The sequence below is a fragment of the Bradyrhizobium sp. genome, from assembly GCF_049691595.1.
GTDB lineage: Bacteria > Pseudomonadota > Alphaproteobacteria > Rhizobiales > Xanthobacteraceae > Bradyrhizobium.
Map to the genome: position 1 here is coordinate 1 of NZ_JBAVNZ010000490.1, position 18,130 is coordinate 18,130.

Here is an 18,130-nt window from a genome sequence, read left to right on the forward strand (position 1 = left end):
GTGCAAGGGCAAGCGCTACAACCGCGAGACGCTGGAGGTGAAGTTCAAGGAGAAGTCGATCGCCGACGTGCTGGACATGACGGTGGAGGAGGGCGCCGAGTTCTTCAAGGCGGTGCCGTCGATCCGCGACAAGCTGGAGACGCTGGCGCGTGTCGGCCTCGGCTACATCCACGTCGGCCAGCAGGCCACCACCCTGTCCGGCGGCGAAGCCCAGCGCGTCAAGCTCGCAAAGGAACTGTCAAAACGCGCCACCGGCCGCACGCTCTACATCCTGGACGAGCCGACCACCGGGCTGCATTTTCACGACGTGAAGAAATTGCTGGAGGTGCTGCACGAGCTGGTGTCGCAGGGCAACACGGTGGTGGTGATCGAGCACAATCTCGAGGTCATCAAGACCGCCGACTGGGTGATCGACCTCGGCCCCGAAGGCGGCGACGGCGGCGGCGAAATCGTCGCCTGGGGCCCGCCGGAGGACATCGTGAAAGCGCCGCGGAGTTATACGGGCAAGTTTTTAGGCCCGGTGCTGAAGAAGGCGGATGGCGGCGGCAGGCGGAAGCGCGGGGCGAGCGAGGCGGCGGAGTGAGAAATTGGCGCCTGAATTGGGAATAAGGCGGCCATGAGCGAAATTCTCCGTCGCGTCCAGGCGCTGGTCAATCGCGGCGAATACAGAGTGTCGCAACATGGCTACCGAGAGCTGCTTGCCGATGATATTGTAGCCAAAGATGTATTGGCAAGTGTCGGAGCTGCCGTGATCGTCGAAGAGTATGCAGACACGCGAAAGGAGCCGTCCGTGCTGGTCTTGCAGCGCGACCGCGAAGGTCTACCGGTCCACGTTATGTGGGGCATTCCCAAAGCCGAGGGAACGCCCGCAGTCCTTGTGACAGCTTACCGGCCGGCCCCTGATCGTTGGTCCCATGATTTTATGAATCGGAAGAAGTAATGACGCGAAAATCGAAAGAGTTCATCCACGAAGGCAAATATGCGGCCGAGGTGCCCGTTGAATTGATCGAAGATGACACCACATGGTCGCCTTACCTTTCACCTGCAGATGTCGGCAAGCTTGACGCCGTGCGATTGGCCCTGCGTCGCGGAGACCTCGTCGAGGCGACAAAATACGCTCGTGTATTCGAGTTAACGCCAGTTGCTGCGAAATAGGCCGGGGCCGAACGACGGAGCCCACGGCACCGGCCGACCATGCGCTTGCCGACGTCGTCAGCGCGTAGGATGGGTAGAGCGCAGCGAAACCCATCATCTTCGCAAACGGTGGGTTTCGCTGCGCTCTACCCACCCTACGCCCTCATTCCTCTATCGCCGCTTCCACAAATTCCGCCGGATCATCGCAAAATTCGCGCATGACCTTGTAGTGATCTGTCTCCTCGACGGTCACCGGCTCCAGCCCATGCTTCGTCAGCCGCAGCAGCCGCGCGTTCGGATACGCCATCAACATCGGCGAATGCGTGGCCATGATGATTTGGCAGTGGCCGATGCTTTCCATCCAAACGTCATTGCGAGCCAACGGGTCGCAATGACGGTCCTATAGCCCTACCGCCTCCCCGCGTCCAGCACCTCCAGCACCAGCTCCATCGTCATCAGCACCGGATTGTCGCCGCGCACCAGCCTCCCCTCGGCGAGGCCGCCGAGGTAGTCGACCAGCGCGATATCGAGTTCGGCTTCCAGCGTGCCGTTGGCGCCGGGGGCGATGGTGCCGGACTGCACCGCCAGTTCGGTTGCGAATGGCACCACGCTTCGGCCGTTCGTGAAGCGCGCGCCGACGGTAGAGCCGACGCCGCCATGCAGCCGGGCATGGAGGATGCCGTGCTGCCGGCAGAACACCTCCAGCGCGCCGGCAAAATCCTGGTTCGGCCGCAGCCGCAGCGCGAAGGCGCGGCTGGTTGTCCTTGCATCCGCCGCCGCTGGCCGCGTCACCGGGCCGAACAGCTTGAAATTGGTCTCGGTATCAGGCTCAGCCGTGAACAGCGCGCCATCGATGCCGAAGGCGTTGACCTCGAAAGGCTCGGCGACAATGGTTTCCTCGGGCAGGACGTGGCCGCCGCCGGCGCGGCCGTCGGCCTCGCGCCACAGGCCGTGGCAATGGAAGAACGGCGCACCGTCGCGCTCGCCGAGCGTCATCGCCGCCAGCTTGAGCCGGGTTACGCCGGCGGGCCGAAAAGTGTCGCTATAGAACGCGGCGTTCTCGCCGGTCTTCGACAGCGCCGGCATCACATAGGCGAACGGGCCGAGCGCCCCGCCCTTCATGCTCAGCGCGCCGCCCAAAAATCCTTCCGCCGCGAAACCCCGTCGCGCGGCTTCCAGCAATGGCAGGCCGGCTTGCAGCGTGAAGGAAAAGGCACGGCCGCGCGCCTCGACCCACTGGATGCGCTCGGGCGCGGGCGGGCCGGGCTGGGCGATGCTGCGCATTTCGCGTCAGCTATCGTGCTTGGTGAGATCGAGCAGCCCGCGCGCTTCCAGTTCATCGCGGATCAGCCGCTTTGGAATTTTGCCATAACCGGATTTGGGCAACGCTTCCCAGAAGAAGAAACGTTTTGGCATCTTGTAGCGCGGCACTTTCGGCGACAGGAACGCGGCAAGCTCGGCTTCGCTCACCGGACCCGCGCCCTCGCGCGCGACGCAGACGGCGACGCCGACCTCGCCCCAGAACGGATCGGGCACGCCGAGGACCGCGACTTCGCCGACCGCGGGATGGGTGAGGATCTTTTCCTCGACCTCGCGCGGATAGATGTTCGATCCGCCGGAAATGTACATGTCGGAGGCGCGGCCGGTGATGTAGACAAAGCCCTCCTCGTCCATGTGGCCGAGATCGCCGGTGCGGAACCAGCCGTCGCGAAACGCTTTGGCGTTGGCCTCGGGGTTGTCGTAATAGCCGGCGAACACGCCGGGGCCGATCACGCAGATCTCGCCGGTCTCGAACGGTTTCAGTTCGCGGCCGTCGTCGCCCTGAATCGAGACCTGCATGCCGGTGCGCTCGAAGCCGCAGCTGCCGATCCGCGCCCGCGGCCCGTCCTCGGGGTCATGCAGCGCGGGCGGCAGCACCGTGATATTGCCGGTGACCTCGCCGAGGCCGAAATACTGCACCAGCACGGAGCCGAGCTTGTTCAGCGCCGCCTTCTGGTCCTCGCGATACATCGGCGCGCCGGCATAGATGACGAAGCGCAGCGAGGAATGGTCGAAGCGGTCGACCGCGGGATGCTCGACCATCATCTTCAAAATGGTCGGCACCGTGAACAGGTTGCTGACGCGGTGCGCCGCGATCAGCCGGAACGCCTCGGCAATGTCGAGTTTTTCGGTCGGCAGCAAAATGGTCTTCGCGCCGCGCGCACTCTGCATCAGTTGATGGACGCCCGCGCCATGCGACAGCGGCGCCACCACCAGCGAGGCATCGTTCTCCGTCGTGCCGGGCGTCAGATCGGCGAGATGGTTGGTGACCACAAAAGCCATCTGGCCATGGGTCAAGACCGCCGCCTTGGAGCGGCCGGTGGTGCCGGAAGTGAAGAAGAACCAGCAGGGATCGTCGTATTCGACCGCCGCGTTCTCGACTCTGGCGCCGGCATGCGCCGCGATCGCCGCGCTGACGGATTTCTCGCCGAAGGTGCCCTCGCTGCCGATCCGCCAGGTGAACTCGAGCGCGGGACTCGCCGCCGCGACCGCGGCGGCATGGTCCGGAAACTCACCGTGACACAAAAGCGCTTTGGCGCCGGAGGCGCTCGCGAGATAGGCGACCTCGTCCGGCATCAGGCGGAAATTGGTCGGCACCCAGACCGCGCCGAGCCGGAAGGCTGCGAACATCGACCAGAACATCTCGTCGCAATTCCTGGAATGGACCAGGACGCGGTCGCCCTTGACGATGCCGCGCGCGGCCAAGGCCGCCGCCAGCGCCGAGACCAGGCCGTCGATCTCGCGCCAGCGCCAGGACTTCTCGCCCCAGACGAAGCCGGTGCGGTCGCCGTGCCGGCGGGCATTTTGGGTCAGCATATGCGCCAGATTCATCACCCGGCGCGACATCCGTCCAAGGCCGCCGCGCGGCGCAACCTCGGTGGCGGCGCTCTCTGCGCTCACCGGCGCCCGACCCACACGCCGGCCGCCATCAGCACCAGCCCGGCGACCGCGGCGGCGATGCCATGCCTGGTATGCACACGCGTCACGCCGGCCTCATGCCCGGGCATGAATCCCGGCAACTGGTCGGCCGGAACCAGGAAATAGACCGCGGCGACTACGAGCAGAACGACGCCGAGCAAGGTCAGGACCAGCTTCATGGATGTTTCCCCCGGTCAAATCCGGGCTTGTGGCGCACCCGTGTGACATTGGCCTGATTTATCGTCATCTCGCGGCGTTCGGCAAGGGCCGGCGGAACGCCGGCATCATCTCGGTACCCTGCACTCAAACCGCGCGGTGGTGTTCTCGTCCTTGAAGCATGACGGCCCGCGGTGCGCGCTGCAACCAGCGCCGCGCTCAACAAACGGACGGTGGCTCCAAATCGGGGGCAAGGCCTTCCGAGCGATGGATCAATAGCTGGCCACCACCGGGCCCGATCCAAAACGGTAATTGATGCCGACGCGGACAATCTCATCGGTGATCCCGCGGCTGATGGTTCCCGATCCCGCAGCCGCAAAGGTACACGCGCCCTGATTGCCGCTAGACGACCCGTAACAGCCGGGGAGCGTGGCGAAAGTGGTGCTGACCTTGCCGAGATCAACATGAAGATACTCGATCTTCCAGCTCCAATTGCCGGCGATGGCCCCCTCGGCCCCGGCGCCAAGGGTCCAGCCGACTTTGTTGACACTGTTGCTGAAGCTGGCGAACGGGCATGCTCCGAAGCCGAGGGGGCCGGAAACTGCGCACGGGGCCGTGGTCAGCCCGATAAGCGCAGCGATCTGATCAGACCCCGTGGCCGTGGCGGTGCCGTCAATCGATACCCGGCCATAGGCAAGGCCGCCCGTGGCATAAACAAGCCATCGATCGGCAGCGTAGCCGAAGCGCCCGCGCAGGGTGCCGAGCCATGCAAGCTTTTCGGTGTAGTTCGCCGACAGGGTTCCGGGCGGAAGACCGAGACCGACGTCGAAGCCGGTGTTGAACAATCTGCTCCCGCGTTGCCTGGACCACTGGAAATCCGTTTCCACGCCGGCGAGAAATTGGCCGGTTTGCCAATTGTAACCGGCCTGAACGCCGCCGATCGCACCGTTGAGCTTGTTGGTGTCGGTGCCGGTCACGCAAAACGACGTTCCGGCAAACTGACAGGCAGGGTTGCCCCCGGAGATATTGAGTGCGGAGGTGTTCCAGTCGCTGCCGGACCTGCCCCAGCTGTAGCCGAGATTCCCGCCGACATAGAACCCGGTCCAGCTATAGACTGCGGCCGCCGGCGGCGCCTTGTAGACCGGCGTCTTGACCGCCATGTCGGCCGCCATCGCGGGGGCGGCCAACATGGCCCCAAACACGATGCTTGCAAGAACGTGTTTTCGCATGACCCAAGCCTCCCGAACCGGGCGAGGAAAAATCATAGCACAACCATCAATCACAGGCTGTTGCGGTACAGACACACAACCGGCGAATTTAAGCTTAAATCAGGCCGGATCGGCGGCTTTGGCTTGACGCTCGTTATGCCCGACTTGCGGCCGTATGAAATCATCCATCCGGTTGATGGCCGACAAAAAGCGAAGGCCCGCGATGTCGCGGGCCTTGCTTCGCACTCGCCGCAAAAATCAGTGCTTGATCTCCGGCGGCAGCTTGCCGCCGTTGGCGGCGAGCTTCGCCATCACCTGCTTGTGCAGCCAGATATTCATGCTCGCCGAATCATTGCTGTCGCCGGTGTAGCCGAGCTCCTTGGCAAGTTCCTTGCGCGCGGCGAAGCTGGAATCGATGTCGAGCGCCTTCATCAGGTCGACGATCGAGGTGCGCCATTCGAGTTTTTCCTTCTTGGCGGCGACCGCCTTGTCCAGGATCGGAGCGACGTCGACGCTCTCGGCCGGCGCAGCGCCGGGCACAGCGGATGAGGATCCGCCGGCCGATCCCGTGCCCGCCGCCGGGCCGCTGCCGGCCGGTGCGGCGGTAGCCGAGGTGCCGAAGATCGCGCTCATGATTTTTCCGAAAATACTCATCATTCGCTCCCAATGGATTTGAAGATAGGGTCAGGATTTCTCACGGCACTTTTTGACCGGCAGCACCTGACCGGGATCGCGTTCGAGTCTACTCAGGAAGGCGCGACTTGCCAATGTGACATTCACCGAAGCGTGAGTGTGGCCTTGAAGGTTTGGGAGTACGCTGACCACCAGTTTGCGACGGCCAGTCGGTTTCCCGGTGTTAGCCCCTGGCCTGATCGTGATGGTTTCGAAAACGCCATGTTTGCGCCCATGCGATACGCGCAAAATGCGGCCGCCCAGGGGAGACGACAACCATGGCCACTCCGTATCACGGCAATGTCACATCTGTGACGCAAAGCGGACAAGGTGGCGCGTCTGCGCCGGTCATCCGAACCATCGGCCTGTCCGATCTGTATCAAGCCTTGCGGCTTGGCTGGAAGGATTTCATGGCGGTACCCAGTCACGCCATCATCCTCTGCGTGATCTATCCCGTGCTCGGACTGGTGCTGGCGCGCACCGTGCTCGGCTATTCCGTGCTGCCGCTGCTGTTTCCGCTCGCCGCTGGCTTCGCCCTGCTCGGCCCGTTCGCCGCGCTCGGCCTCTATGAACTGAGCCGCCGCCGCGAGCGCGGCGAGGAACCATCCGCGTGGGATGCAATCGACGTGCTGCGCTCACCCTCGTTCGGCGCGATGTTGGGACTTGGCGTGCTGCTGCTGGCATTGTTCGTCACCTGGGTCGCCACCGCGCAGGCGATCTATGTGGCGACGTTCGGCTATCAGACGGCGGCCGGGATTCCGGATTTTGCGTGGCGCGTGCTGACGACGCCGCAAGGATGGTGGCTGATCGTCGTCGGCTGCGGCGTCGGCTTCCTGTTCGCCCTGGTCGCGCTGGGCATCAGCGTGGTGTCGTTCCCGATGATGCTCGATCGTCACGCCAGCGCTGGCGAAGCCATGGTGACCTCGCTGCGCACCATCGCACGCAACCCCGTGCCGATGGCGGCGTGGGGCTTGATCGTCGCGGTCCTGCTGATGGTGGGAACGCTGCCGTTCTTCCTGGGCCTTGCCGTTGTCATTCCGCTGCTCGGCCACGCCACCTGGCATCTCTATCGCGAAGTGATCGAGCCCGACCTCAACCCGCAGCCGCTTCCTCCCCGAGCGCCGCGCGAACGGCGCCCCGCGGCGGATTTCCCGGCAAACCTGTTTCCGTGGCAGCGCAAGGACGGCGCGTAGGCAGGGACAGCGCGTAAGCGAGCCTTGGACACCTCGCATCCAGTCGGACCGCCCGCCGGTCGATCGTCGACCGGCGCGTTGGCCCGCGCACGCTATGGATCCTGAGCGTTCGCAACGGCGATGGGTAAACGGCCAGCCAGCCATGCTTTGGCCGCGGTTGCCGCGAACATTCGATGTGGTTCGGACACTGATGTCGATGATGAGTCGGCTTGGAGTGAACCATCGCATGACCTCTCGCTTTTCTCCCGGCGCATTCGCGCTGGGCGCACTGCTGCTGACATCGGCACAATCGTTTGCGGCGCCCTGCGGCGGTGGCACGTTCGAGGCATGGCTCGACGACTTCAAGAAGGAAGCCGCCGCCAAAGGCATTTCGCAGTCAGCGATCGCCGCCGGCCTGACCGGCTTGGCGCTCGACAAGAGCGTGTTGGCGCGCGACCACGCGCAAAAAGTCTTCGGCCAGACGTTCGAGGAGTTTTCCGGCCGCATGGTTCCGCCCCGGCTCAGCCGCGGCTCCAATTTGCTGAAACAATATGGTTCGGTGCTCTCGCGCATCGAGCAGAGCTATGGCGTGCCGGGCGAGGTGCTGGTGGCGATCTGGGGCCTGGAAACCGATTTCGGCGTCAACATCGGCAAATTTCCGACCATACGGTCGCTGGCGACGCTGGCCTATGATTGCCGGCGCTCGGAGATGTTCAAGGCCGAGCTGATGGACGCGTTGCGCATCATCGAGCGCGGCGACATCGCGCCGCAGGAAATGCGCGGCGCCTGGGCCGGCGAAATCGGCCAGACCCAGTTCATGCCGTCGTCCTATGTCAAATTCGCTGTCGACTTCGACGGCAACGGCCGCCGCGATCTCTTGCGCAGCCCGCCCGACGTGCTGGCCTCGACCGCGAACTTCCTTGCCGGCCACGGCTGGCAGCGCGGCAAGGATTGGGAACCAGGCAGCGCCAATTTCGCCGTGCTCCAGCAATGGAACAAGAGCGAGGTCTACTCCCGGACCATCGGCTATTTCGCCACGCAACTCTCGCACACGCCCTGACTGCCCAAAACCTGAAGGCGACGGCAAAGCAGCCCGGCCAGCCCGCAACGGCGCGATCCCGCACGTCAGAATCAAAGAATGAATTATATTTCATTTTAATGCTGGTGCATGCGAATCATGCATGCGGAATTTCCAAAATGAGCCTTCAGCGTGGTGCCGTACTAGATCCAGCTTGATTTTTGGCTTCTCGAAACGCACTTATCTGGGTGCGAGGCGACGTGTCATATTCCTAATAATATCAATGTTTTCAAGAACCGTTTCCGAACCTGGCGTGGGACCGCTCAGCCATGTCGAAAGGTTAAGCGCTTCTTACCTCAGCTATGCATCCATGGATTAGCTGCACCGCAACATTATAACTTCTGCAATACGTAGGCTCGACCTATATTCACCTCAACGACGAGGCCCTTCTCCAAGAGCTGAATCGTAGAAGCAAGGAGACTACCATGTTGCTCTCGCTCATCCGCATGATCCAGGCGTTTCGGGACTACCAGCGCAATGTCAGCGAATTGTCCCAGCTCAGCGATCGCGAACTGGCCGATATCAGCCTTGATCGCTCGGACATTCCGCGCGTTGCAGCCGGGAACTATAACGGCTGACCCTGTCTTGGCCGCCTGACGAACGGACAACGCCCGCCTCGCTGCGGGCGTTGTCGTATCCGGCACCCTTTCTGATGCGTTTCGCGCAAAAACGCGCTAACCGTAAGCGATGACCGCTACCAAATCATCTGCCGATGCCGTGCATGTCATCGGCGCGGGCCTCGCCGGCTCGGAAGCCGCCTGGCAGGTCGCCAATTCCGGCATCCCCGTGATCCTGCACGAGATGCGGCCGCGACGGATGACCGAGGCGCACCGCACCGACGGCCTGGCCGAGCTGGTGTGTTCCAACTCGTTCCGTTCCGACGATGCCGCCAACAACGCGGTCGGCCTGCTGCACGCCGAAATGCGCCGGCTGGGCTCGCTGATCATGCGCACGGCCGACGCCAACCAGGTGCCGGCCGGCGGCGCGCTGGCGGTCGATCGCGATGGCTTTTCCGCCGCCGTCACCAGGGCGCTCGGGGATCATCCCCTGATCGAGATCGATCGGGCCGAGATCACCGGCCTGCCGCCGGCGGACTGGGGCAATGTCATCATCGCCACCGGCCCTCTCACTTCCGCGCCGCTCGCAGATGCCGTCCGCGACCTCACCGATGAAAACGCACTGGCGTTCTTCGACGCGATCGCGCCGATCGCGCACAAGGATTCCATCGACATGTCGGTGGCGTGGTTTCAGTCGCGCTACGACAAGGTCGGGCCCGGCGGCACTGGCGCCGATTACATCAATTGCCCGATGACGAAACAACAATACGATTGCTTCGTCGACGCGCTCCTGGCCGGCGAGAAGGCCGAATTCAAGGACTGGGAGACCACGACACCCTATTTCGACGGCTGTCTGCCGGTCGAGGTGATGGCCGAGCGTGGCCGCGAAACGCTGCGGCACGGGCCGATGAAGCCGGTCGGGCTCACCAATCCGCATGATCCCACCACAAAACCCCATGCGATCGTGCAGCTGCGCCAGGACAACAAGCTCGGCACGCTCTACAACATCGTCGGCTTCCAGACCAAGCTGAAGCACGGCGCGCAACTGCGCGTGTTCAGCACCATTCCCGGGCTCGAGAATGCCGAATTCGCCCGGCTCGGCGGGCTGCATCGCAACACCTTTCTGAATTCGCCGAAATTGCTCGACTCGCAATTGCGGCTGCGCTTTGCCGGACAGATGACCGGCTGCGAAGGCTATGTGGAATCCGCCAGCATCGGCCTGATTGCCGGCCTCTACGCCGCCGCCGACGCGCGGGCGCAGCGGCTCGCGCCGCCGCCGGCCACCACGGCGCTGGGATCGCTGCTCGGCCACATCACCGGCGGTCACATCGAGACCCTCGAGGCGGGCCCGCGCTCGTTCCAGCCGATGAATATCAATTTCGGGCTGTTCCCGCCGCTCGCACACCCGCCGACCAAAAAGCCCGACGGCACGCGGCTGCGCGGCAACGAGAAGACGGTGGCGAAGAAGCAGGCGCTCAGCGCGCGAGCGCTAGCGGACCTCGATCGCTGGATCGCCGATCACTTGCGCTTCGCGGCGGCGGCCTGACATCATGGGCTTGCCGAAAGACGACGCCGCCCTGCTTTCGGCGCGATGGAGCGAAGGCGTCTTGCTGAAGCGCGACGTGTTTTCGACCGTCGAGCGCGGCCGTTTTCGCAGCGATTCCGGCGAAGTCGAGGCGGTGCTGCGCCGGCTCGATCAGGTGCCGCTGTGGTCGTTCGCGCTGGCGCGCCATCTGTTCGCGCGCGAGCGCCGCGCCCTTGCGCTGGCGCGCGATCTCGATGTCGGTCCCAAACTGCTATGGGCGGGAAAACGGGTGCTGGTGCGTGGCTTCATCGATGGTGTCGCGCTGCACCTGGCCAGGCCGCATGGCGATCTCGCCTATTTCCGTTCCGCCAAGCAGGCGCTGCGCAGGCTGCATCGTGCCGGCATCTGCCACAACGATCTCGCCAAGGAGCAGAACTGGCTGCGCGGCAATGACGGCCGCGCCTATCTCACCGACTTTCAGCTGGCCGCCTGCTTCAAGACCCGCAGCCGGCTGTTTCGTATCGCGGCTTACGAGGATCTGCGGCATCTGCTCAAGCACAAGCGCAGCTATGCGCCGGATGCGCTGACGCCCAGCGAACGAAAAATCCTCGCGCGCAAATCTGTTGTCGCCCGCGTGTGGCTTATGACCGGCAAGAAGGTCTATCAGGCCATCACCCGCGGCCTGTTCAATTTCACCGATCGTGAAGGCGGCGGCCGACGGCTGGTCAACGACGCGCCTGTGCTGATCGAGCTGATCCGGAAACATCCTGATGTCCGCGACACCGCCATCGTCGCGTTTGCCGACCGGCGCGTCGGCGTCGGTCTTTATGCCTTTGTGGAGGCCGACCAGACCGCGCTCGAAAAGCAGTTGCGCAGCGAATTATCGTCGGCGAAGGGCGTAAAGCCGCCCGAGCATATCCAGGTGGTGCACGCCCTGCCGCGCGACGGCGCGGGCAGACCACGCACCGAGATTCTGCAATTGGTCGCGATGAACCAGATCGACCTGATCGAGCCTTTGATGCGAAACGCGGCCGACCGCGCCTTCCTGAGAGACATATTGGAGCAGCGCAAGAATTTGCGGGACCGGTTCAATTTCGAGACGGCGGATATGGATTCGCCGTCACATTGACGGCTACACACCTCACCAGCCGCGAAACCGCACCGCCAGCGGCTCATCCGCCCCTCTCGACAAATCCGGCATCGCGAAGCATTCTTGAAGCAAGCAATAAGGGGGGGATTCAATGCCGCTGATGCGGGGCCTGATCATCGGATACAACACCGAACGCCTGGCGTTCGGATTTACCATGCTCAATGACGGCGAAACGGTGGAATGTCAAATCAGCGACGCGGCGATGGACGAGCTTGCGGGCGTAGAAGGCTCGCCGAGCCCTGCCAGGCAGGCGCAATTTCTGGCCGTGCGTGACACCATCGAGCGCATTGCATCCGATTTGTTCGACGCCGGCCCGTTCGTCAAAGGCTCCGTGGTCAGGATATTCGCAAAACACATTCGGAAATAGAGGACAGCGGCAGCCGGGTATGGCGGCCTCGGGCCGCGCCCGCCTGTCTTTTTGTTTGAGCACGATCGCTCGGATCGCAGCCCGCGGGCATGCTTTTCCGGATCTTGCTCCAGCTAGGAAAACTCCCTCGACCGTGCCGCCCGCCACAGCGTCCACAATATTCGAAACCGCGACGTCGCGCGCGGCACGAACGGATCCGAATCCGCGCGCGACATCCGCTTCAGGTCGCGCCTGACCAGCGCGAGCGGCAGGAAGATCGGCCGTGCCTGCGGCGGTATGCCGGCCAGCAGCGCCAATGCCATCTTCAGATGGCTCCTCGCCTCACCGATGAGCTGGTCGATCGCGGCTCGGGCTGCCGGCGTCTGCCTGCCGGAGAAAACCTCTTCCATCCCGCCGCCGTGCTGTTGCAGCAATTGCAACGGCACGAACAATTGCCGCCGCGACGCGTCCAGCGGCAAGGCCGCGACCACCTGCACGATCCCCTGCGCGAGGCCGGCGTGGCGCGCGAGGTGATCGATCTCTTCCGACGGCCGCACGACCACCCGCGCCGCGAGCGAAAACAGCGCCGAGGCGGTGTCATTGACATAGCCTTCCAGCGCCGCCATCGACGGCATCGGGTCGTTGTAGAGATCGAACTGGTGCTCCTCGATCAGCCGCGTGAGCGGCTCGACCGGCAGGCGACAATTCCGGATCGCCAGCATCAGCTCGGCCGCCACCGGATTGCCCTCGATGCCGCCATGTCCGGCGCCCGCCAGCATGTCGGTCCACCATTGCAGCCGCATTTCGCCCGGCAGCGGCTGGCTGACCTGCTCGCGCACGCGGGATATCTCGACATTGAAGGCGTAGATCGAAAGCAGCGCGCGGCGCTGCGCCGCCGGCAGGAACAGCGTCGACGCATAGCGGGCAAAATCGTGGGTGCGCACCAGAGCGGCGCAGAAGCCCGCCGAACTGCTGGTCGCGTCGGCCGCGCTCACGGCACCGCGATCAGCGCCGCCGCGACGCGCCGGCGCTCGCCCATCATGATGTTGTAGGTGCGGATGGCCGCACCGGTCTGCATGGCATCCAGCACCACCCTGACCGCGCGCAATGCCTCACGAAGCGTTTTGGGAGGCACCCAGACCTCGATGCCGGTGCCGACGATCAGGGTATCGATGCGATCGGCGGCGGCGATGACGCGGGCCAGCGAGGCCTCATCGATCTCTTCAGGCTTCGTCACCGGCCACGCCCAGATCGCATCCGGCAAGCACAGCAGCGACCCGCGATGCGACATGTCGGCGAAGGCAAACCCGCCCTTGCCGTAAGCCTCGATCGGCGCCGACCTCGGAAGATGCGGAGCGCCCGCGGCGTTTGCTGTTTGATCGGGCATCATCTTGTCCGAAGACCGGTTCCCACGCTTGTGGCCAAGCCCGAAGGCATGCCTTTCGGAGTGTGCCCTACTTTTTCGCAGGCGCACCCGGCGCGTCGGCCCGGTTGGTGCCGACGCCGAGATAGATCAGGATCGGCGCCGCGATGAAGATCGAGGTGTAGGTGCCGACCAGCACCACGCCGAACATCATCACCGCCGTGAAGCTGTGGATGGCGTGGCCGCCGAACACCAGCAGCGCCAGCAATGCCAGCGTCACCGTGACGTGGGTGATGATCGAGCGCGACAATGTCGAATTGATGGACTCGTTGAGCAGTTCCGGCATCGGCATTTTCTTGTAACGCCGCAGCATTTCCCGGATGCGGTCATAGATCACGACCGTGTCATTCAGCGAGTAGCCCAGAATGGTCAGGAGCGCGGCGATACTGGTGAGGTCGAAATCGACCTGGCTGATCGACATGAAGCCGATGGTCAGCACGATATCGTGGACGTTGGCGATCATGGCGCCGAGCGCGAACTGCCATTCGAACCGGAACCAGAGATAGATCAGGATTGCGAAGATTGCGAGCATCAGGCCGAGCATGCCATAGGCCAAAAGTTCGCTGGAAACGCGCGGCCCCACCACTTCGACCCGGCGATAATCGACGGCATCGCCCAGCGCGCCACGCACCTTCTGCACCGCCGCCTGCTGTGCGGCATCGCCACCAGGCTGTTCGGCGACGCGGATCAGAACGTCGGCGGGCCCGCCGAATTGCTGCAACTGGACATCGCCGAGCCCGAGATCGCCGAGCGTGGCGCGCATCGAGGCAATATCGGCGCTGCCGGATTTGGCCTGCACCTCCATCAACGTGCCGCCCTTGAAGTCGATGCCGAAATTCAGCCCGTGGGTGAAGAACAGCGTGATCGCGACGATCGAGAGCAGCGCCGAGATCGGAAAGCTGATGCGGCGGAAGCGGGTGAAATCGAAATGCGTGTCGTCGGGGACGATGCGCAGCGACGGCAGAATGCCGAGCGCGCTGACCACGGTCAGCACGGCAATCAGAATGCCGAGCGCGATGAGAACGAAATGAGTCAAGGCCGCATTCCCCTAGATCGGCACGCTTCGCGGCCGCTTCCACCGCACCCACCCGGCAACGATCAGCCGGGTGAGCGTAAAGGCGGTGAACACCGTGGTAATGATGCCGATGCCGAGCGTGACCGCGAAGCCGCGCACCGGACCGGTGCCGATATAGAACAGCACCGCGGCGGCGATGAAGGTCGTGATGTTGGAATCGAGGATCGTCGACAGCGCGCGCTTGAAGCCGGCGTCGATCGCGGAAATCGCGGTGCGCCCGCCGCGTAGTTCCTCGCGGATGCGCTCATAGATCAGCACGTTGGAGTCGACCGCGATGCCGACGGTCAGCACGATGCCGGCGATGCCGGGCAAGGTCAGCGTCGCGTTCAACAGCGAAAGGATGCCGAAGATCATGGCGACGTTGATGGCGACGGCGATGTTGGCGAACACGCCGAACAGCCGGTAGGTCACCAGCATGAACACGATCACCATGATCGAGCCGACATAGGCCGCGAGTTCGCCCTTCTCGATCGAGTCCTGGCCGAGGCCGGGACCGACGGTGCGCTCCTCGATGATGGTGAGCGGCGCCGGCAGCGCGCCGGCGCGCAGCAGGATCGCCAGATCATTGGCCGCCTGCACGGTGAAATTGCCCGAAATCTGTCCCGATCCGCCGGTGATCGGTTCCTGGATCACCGGCGCCGAGATGACCTTGTTATCCAGCACGATCGCGAACGGCTCTTTGACGTGCTCCGTCGTCGCCAGCGCGAATTTCCGCGAGCCGGAGGTGTTGAATTTGAATGACACGATCGGCTGGCCGTTGCGCTGGTCGAAGCCGGGTTGGGCGTCGGTCAGGTCCCCGCCGGAAACCAGCACCTGCTTCTTGATGACATAGGGCCGGGGGCTCGATGCGTCGGCGCTCTGGAGCAACTCGGAATCCGCCGGCACGCTGGCCTGCTGGGCCTGATCCGGCGGCACGCTGAGATCGACCATCCGGAATTCCATCTTGGCGGTCTTGCCGAGCAGTTCCTTCAACCGGGTCGGGTCTTGCAGGCCGGGCACCTGAACCAGAATCCGGTCCACGCCCTGACGCTGGATCAGCGGCTCCACCGTGCCGAGTTCGTTGACGCGGCGCTCCACGATCTGGATCGACTGCTCGACCGATTGCCGGATGCGCGCGGTGATCGCGGCCTGCGGGACGGTCAGCCGGATCAGCCCGCCGCCGGCGTCGGCAACTTCAAGGCTGCGCTGGCCGTTCGACCCCAGCAAGCCGCCAAGCGGCTGCGAAAGTTCACGCAGCTTGCTCAGCGCCGTCGGCACATCGGTATCCTTGGTGATGCGCACCTCGACGGCGTCATTGCGCACATTGAGGCCGGTATAGCCGATCTTGACGTCGCGCAGCGTCCGGCGCGCGTCATCTCGAATCTGGTCGAGCTTCTCCTTCTTGACGTAATTGGAGTCGACCTCCAGCAGCAAATAGGAGCCGCCCTGCAGGTCCAGCCCGAGCACGAGATGGCGCTGCGCCCAGACCGGCCAGGTCTTGACCGTGGCTTCGGGGAAGAAATTCGGAACCGCGCACAGGCACACCACGAGCGCCGTGAGGATGATTGCCAGCGCCTTCCACCGCGTGAAATACAACATCGGGTTGACCCGTCAGATCCAGGAAAATACGGCGCGAATGCGGGCCGCGGAAAATCAGCTCGCGGAGGTCTCGTCCTTGGCGGCATCGGCTTTTTCCCTGGCCGGCTCGCCCTTGGCGCGAACGCCCGAAATCATCTGACGCATCTGCCGGACGCGAACGCCGTCGGAGATCTCGAACTCGATCTGGTCGTCGTCGACCACTTTTGTCACCTTGCCGACAAGGCCGCCTGAGGTCACGACCGTGTCGCCGCGGCGGATGTTCTTCACCAGTTCGGCGTGATCCTTCACCTTCTTCTGCTGCGGCCGCAGAATCAGGAAATACATGATCACGAAGATCAGCGCGAACGGCAAAAGCGACATCAACATGCTGTTGGCATCGCCACCGGCCGCGGCCTGGGCGTACGCAGGGGTAATCAGCATCCAGAAAATCCTCGCATTCCTCGTGAAACGGGAAAGAACCGGCGACGCTCAAAGCGTCCGGGCCAGTCCGGGCAAATTCGCGCGGACTATAGCGGCCGCGGTCCCAATTGCAACGCTGCCCGATCCCTCATTTGGGGCGCTTGCGAGGCCGTCCAAGGCCCGATAAGGCTGCGGGGTCAGGAACGCCAAAATGTCGAAAAAAGCCAGCAAAACGGCGGCGCGCGCCACCTCCAAAGCCGCCGCGCGAAGCCCCGCAAAAACCGCGGCCATACGTCCGGCAAGCGAGCCCACGGACGATACCGCGGCGCGGATCGCAGCGGCGATCGAGGCCATCGCCCACCACCTTTCCGCGGCCTCCCCGGCAACCGGGGCGGGCTATTCGTTCGCCTCCGCCGACGCCTTCGTCTGGCACCCCGATGGACGGCTGGCGCCGGTCACCCGCGTCAGCCGCGTCGATCTCGGCCTGCTCAAGGGCATCGACCGGATGCGCGACATCCTGATCGAGAACACCGAACGCTTCGCCGACGGCCTGCCCGCCAACAACGCGCTGTTGTGGGGCGCGCGCGGCATGGGCAAGTCGTCGCTGGTGAAGGCGGCGCATGCCAGCATCAACGTCGATCGCAAGCCGGCCGACCGGCTCAAGCTGATCGAAATTCATCGCGAGGACATCGAGAGCCTGCCCGGATTGATGGACCTGCTGCGCCATTCCAAGCTCCGCTTCATCGTGTTCTGCGACGATCTCTCCTTCGACGGCAACGACGCCTCCTACAAATCGCTGAAGGCGGTGCTTGAAGGCGGCATCGAGGGACGCCCGGACAATGTGATCCTGTACGCGACCTCGAACCGCCGGCATCTGCTGGCGCGCGAGATGATCGAGAACGAGCGCTCGACCGCGATCAATCCCGGCGATGCGGTCGAGGAAAAGGTCTCGTTGTCGGACCGCTTCGGCCTGTGGCTCGGCTTCCACCGCTGCAGCCAGGATGAATATCTGGCGATGGTGAAGGGCTATTGCGCCCATTTCGGCATCACGATCGCCGAACACGAGCTGGAGCGCGAAGCGCTGGAATGGTCGACCACGCGCGGATCACGTTCCGGCCGCGTCGCCTGGCAGTTCATCCAGGAGCTGGCGGGACGGCTGGCTGTGCGGCTTAACGTGAGCTGATCGTGTCCTGGGCGCGGCCAAGTGACGCAACCGCCTCATGCCCCGTTGAGGAATTGGAGCGGGTCAACCGGTGAAGATCCCTTGCGGATCTCGAAGTGGAGCTGCGGCGACCCCACCTCGCCCGACTGACCCGATTTGGCAATCACCTGGCCGCGCTTGATCGTGTCGCCGCGCTTCACCATCAGTTCACTCGCATGGGCATATGCGGTGACGTAACCGTTGGCGTGCCGAACCAGAACCAGATTGCCATAACCCTTCAGTTCGTTGCCGGAATAGGCAACGACGCCGTCTTCGGCCGCCTTCACCGGCGTGCCTTCGGGCACCGCCAGGTTGATGCCGTCATTCGCCTTGCCGTTGGTCTTGGCGCCGTAGCTCGTGATCACCTTGCCGCGCACCGGCCAGCGGAAGGTCGGCAGCGCGCCGGTGGCTTCGCTGGGCTTGACCGAGGCTTGCTCGACGGCAGGTTTTTCTTCCACGACGTTGGTGGTGGCAGACGCCAACCGCGCGGCCTGCGGC

21 protein-coding genes and 1 pseudogene are annotated in these 18,130 nt (G+C 64.0%); 10 read left to right on the top strand and 12 right to left on the bottom strand.

All coding sequences use genetic code 11. From position 1 onward, the window contains the following. From WCE35_RS20440 to WCE35_RS20450, 3 genes are all read left to right on the top strand, one after another. The coding region (locus WCE35_RS20440) for an ATP-binding cassette domain-containing protein (RefSeq protein ID WP_424595134.1) at positions 1–583 on the top strand (583 nt) is incomplete at its 5' end. 33 nt (positions 584–616) lie between these two features. Then, positions 617–940 (top strand): DUF4258 domain-containing protein, encoded by a 324-nt coding sequence (locus tag WCE35_RS20445; protein WP_424595135.1) that lies wholly within the window; start codon positions 617–619, stop codon positions 938–940. Continuing rightward, positions 940–1,155, top strand: a complete 216-nt coding sequence (locus WCE35_RS20450) for a hypothetical protein (protein WP_424595136.1) — start codon at positions 940–942, stop codon at positions 1,153–1,155. Before WCE35_RS20445 ends, WCE35_RS20450 begins: the two co-directional genes overlap by 1 nt. 142 nt (positions 1,156–1,297) lie before the next feature. Here the strand turns inward: WCE35_RS20450 and WCE35_RS20455 are convergent. The 6 genes and pseudogenes from WCE35_RS20455 to WCE35_RS20480 all read right to left on the bottom strand — a co-directional run. Continuing rightward, positions 1,298–1,477, bottom strand: a pseudogene (locus tag WCE35_RS20455) (AAA family ATPase); the annotation flags it as partial. Between the two features lie 65 nt (positions 1,478–1,542). After that, complete coding sequence (locus WCE35_RS20460) at positions 1,543–2,418, bottom strand: PCC domain-containing protein (protein ID WP_424595137.1); 876 nt, start codon at positions 2,416–2,418, stop codon at positions 1,543–1,545. 6 nt (positions 2,419–2,424) lie between these two features. Then, complete coding sequence (locus WCE35_RS20465; protein WP_424595138.1) at positions 2,425–4,074, bottom strand: acyl-CoA synthetase; 1,650 nt, start codon at positions 4,072–4,074, stop codon at positions 2,425–2,427. Further along, positions 4,071–4,271, bottom strand: a complete 201-nt coding sequence (locus WCE35_RS20470; protein ID WP_424595139.1) for a hypothetical protein — start codon at positions 4,269–4,271, stop codon at positions 4,071–4,073. Before WCE35_RS20470 ends, WCE35_RS20465 begins: the two co-directional genes overlap by 4 nt. 249 nt (positions 4,272–4,520) lie before the next feature. Continuing rightward, the gene (locus tag WCE35_RS20475) at positions 4,521–5,408 is read right to left on the bottom strand and encodes an outer membrane protein (protein ID WP_424595140.1); all 888 of its coding nucleotides are present in this window, start codon (positions 5,406–5,408) and stop codon (positions 4,521–4,523) included. A gap of 306 nt (positions 5,409–5,714) precedes the next feature. Beyond that, on the bottom strand, positions 5,715–6,110 hold the full coding sequence (locus WCE35_RS20480) for a DUF3597 domain-containing protein (RefSeq protein ID WP_424595141.1): 396 nt from the start codon (positions 6,108–6,110) through the stop codon (positions 5,715–5,717). A gap of 296 nt (positions 6,111–6,406) precedes the next feature. Here WCE35_RS20480 and WCE35_RS20485 point away from each other — a divergent pair, with 296 nt between their 5' ends. From WCE35_RS20485 to WCE35_RS20510, 6 genes are all read left to right on the top strand, one after another. After that, on the top strand, positions 6,407–7,321 hold the full coding sequence (locus tag WCE35_RS20485) for a DUF2189 domain-containing protein (protein ID WP_424595142.1): 915 nt from the start codon (positions 6,407–6,409) through the stop codon (positions 7,319–7,321). Positions 7,322–7,547: 226 nt separating this feature from the next. Next, positions 7,548–8,360, top strand: coding sequence for a lytic murein transglycosylase (locus WCE35_RS20490; RefSeq protein ID WP_424595143.1), 813 nt, complete (start codon positions 7,548–7,550; stop codon positions 8,358–8,360). 443 nt (positions 8,361–8,803) lie between these two features. Next, positions 8,804–8,956: a DUF1127 domain-containing protein gene (locus tag WCE35_RS20495; protein ID WP_424595144.1), complete on the top strand. Its 153-nt coding sequence runs from the start codon at positions 8,804–8,806 to the stop codon at positions 8,954–8,956. Positions 8,957–9,065: 109 nt separating this feature from the next. Further along, entirely contained in the window at positions 9,066–10,481 is a 1,416-nt protein-coding gene (trmFO, locus tag WCE35_RS20500; RefSeq protein WP_424595145.1) for a methylenetetrahydrofolate--tRNA-(uracil(54)-C(5))-methyltransferase (FADH(2)-oxidizing) TrmFO, read from the top strand. Positions 10,482–10,485: 4 nt separating this feature from the next. Continuing rightward, the gene (locus tag WCE35_RS20505; RefSeq protein WP_424595146.1) at positions 10,486–11,589 is read left to right on the top strand and encodes a serine/threonine protein kinase; all 1,104 of its coding nucleotides are present in this window, start codon (positions 10,486–10,488) and stop codon (positions 11,587–11,589) included. A 112-nt stretch (positions 11,590–11,701) separates the two neighbouring features. Continuing rightward, entirely contained in the window at positions 11,702–11,977 is a 276-nt protein-coding gene (locus tag WCE35_RS20510; protein WP_424595147.1) for a DUF1488 family protein, read from the top strand. Between the two features lie 113 nt (positions 11,978–12,090). On the opposite strand, the gene WCE35_RS20515 is transcribed toward WCE35_RS20510, so the two are convergent. The 5 genes from WCE35_RS20515 to yajC all read right to left on the bottom strand — a co-directional run bounded on the left by WCE35_RS20515 (position 12,091) and on the right by yajC (position 16,452). After that, positions 12,091–12,951: a phytoene/squalene synthase family protein gene (locus tag WCE35_RS20515; protein ID WP_424595148.1), complete on the bottom strand. Its 861-nt coding sequence runs from the start codon at positions 12,949–12,951 to the stop codon at positions 12,091–12,093. After that, positions 12,948–13,343 carry an Mth938-like domain-containing protein gene (locus tag WCE35_RS20520; protein ID WP_424595149.1) on the bottom strand — a complete coding sequence of 132 codons (396 nt, stop codon included), beginning with the start codon at positions 13,341–13,343 and terminating at the stop codon, positions 12,948–12,950. Before WCE35_RS20520 ends, WCE35_RS20515 begins: the two co-directional genes overlap by 4 nt. A 67-nt stretch (positions 13,344–13,410) precedes the next feature. Then, entirely contained in the window at positions 13,411–14,415 is a 1,005-nt protein-coding gene (gene secF / locus WCE35_RS20525; RefSeq protein WP_424595150.1) for a protein translocase subunit SecF, read from the bottom strand. Between the two features lie 12 nt (positions 14,416–14,427). Beyond that, on the bottom strand, positions 14,428–16,032 hold the full coding sequence (gene secD / locus WCE35_RS20530; protein ID WP_424595151.1) for a protein translocase subunit SecD: 1,605 nt from the start codon (positions 16,030–16,032) through the stop codon (positions 14,428–14,430). A gap of 54 nt (positions 16,033–16,086) precedes the next feature. Continuing rightward, positions 16,087–16,452: a preprotein translocase subunit YajC gene (gene yajC, locus WCE35_RS20535; protein WP_424595152.1), complete on the bottom strand. Its 366-nt coding sequence runs from the start codon at positions 16,450–16,452 to the stop codon at positions 16,087–16,089. Positions 16,453–16,642: 190 nt separating this feature from the next. On the opposite strand from yajC, the gene WCE35_RS20540 reads away from it, so the two are divergent. Beyond that, positions 16,643–17,614, top strand: coding sequence for an ATP-binding protein (locus WCE35_RS20540; RefSeq protein ID WP_424595153.1), 972 nt, complete (start codon positions 16,643–16,645; stop codon positions 17,612–17,614). Between the two features lie 35 nt (positions 17,615–17,649). Here WCE35_RS20540 and WCE35_RS20545 read toward each other — a convergent pair. Continuing rightward, on the bottom strand, positions 17,650–18,130 hold a 481-nt coding region (locus WCE35_RS20545), incomplete at its 5' end, for a M23 family metallopeptidase (protein WP_424595154.1).

Coding starts and splice junctions, on each gene's coding strand:
- WCE35_RS20445 (WP_424595135.1), top strand. CDS start 617: ATGAGCGAAATTCTCCGTCGCGTCCAGGCGCTGGTCAATCGCGGCGAA.
- WCE35_RS20450 (WP_424595136.1), top strand. CDS start 940: ATGACGCGAAAATCGAAAGAGTTCATCCACGAAGGCAAATATGCGGCC.
- WCE35_RS20460 (WP_424595137.1), bottom strand. CDS start 2,418: ATGCGCAGCATCGCCCAGCCCGGCCCGCCCGCGCCCGAGCGCATCCAG.
- WCE35_RS20470 (WP_424595139.1), bottom strand. CDS start 4,271: ATGAAGCTGGTCCTGACCTTGCTCGGCGTCGTTCTGCTCGTAGTCGCC.
- WCE35_RS20475 (WP_424595140.1), bottom strand. CDS start 5,408: ATGGCGGTCAAGACGCCGGTCTACAAGGCGCCGCCGGCGGCCGCAGTC.
- WCE35_RS20480 (WP_424595141.1), bottom strand. CDS start 6,110: ATGAGTATTTTCGGAAAAATCATGAGCGCGATCTTCGGCACCTCGGCT.
- WCE35_RS20485 (WP_424595142.1), top strand. CDS start 6,407: ATGGCCACTCCGTATCACGGCAATGTCACATCTGTGACGCAAAGCGGA.
- WCE35_RS20490 (WP_424595143.1), top strand. CDS start 7,548: ATGACCTCTCGCTTTTCTCCCGGCGCATTCGCGCTGGGCGCACTGCTG.
- WCE35_RS20495 (WP_424595144.1), top strand. CDS start 8,804: ATGTTGCTCTCGCTCATCCGCATGATCCAGGCGTTTCGGGACTACCAG.
- trmFO (WP_424595145.1), top strand. CDS start 9,066: ATGACCGCTACCAAATCATCTGCCGATGCCGTGCATGTCATCGGCGCG.
- WCE35_RS20505 (WP_424595146.1), top strand. CDS start 10,486: ATGGGCTTGCCGAAAGACGACGCCGCCCTGCTTTCGGCGCGATGGAGC.
- WCE35_RS20510 (WP_424595147.1), top strand. CDS start 11,702: ATGCCGCTGATGCGGGGCCTGATCATCGGATACAACACCGAACGCCTG.
- WCE35_RS20520 (WP_424595149.1), bottom strand. CDS start 13,343: ATGCCCGATCAAACAGCAAACGCCGCGGGCGCTCCGCATCTTCCGAGG.
- secD (WP_424595151.1), bottom strand. CDS start 16,032: ATGTTGTATTTCACGCGGTGGAAGGCGCTGGCAATCATCCTCACGGCG.
- yajC (WP_424595152.1), bottom strand. CDS start 16,452: ATGCTGATTACCCCTGCGTACGCCCAGGCCGCGGCCGGTGGCGATGCC.
- WCE35_RS20540 (WP_424595153.1), top strand. CDS start 16,643: ATGTCGAAAAAAGCCAGCAAAACGGCGGCGCGCGCCACCTCCAAAGCC.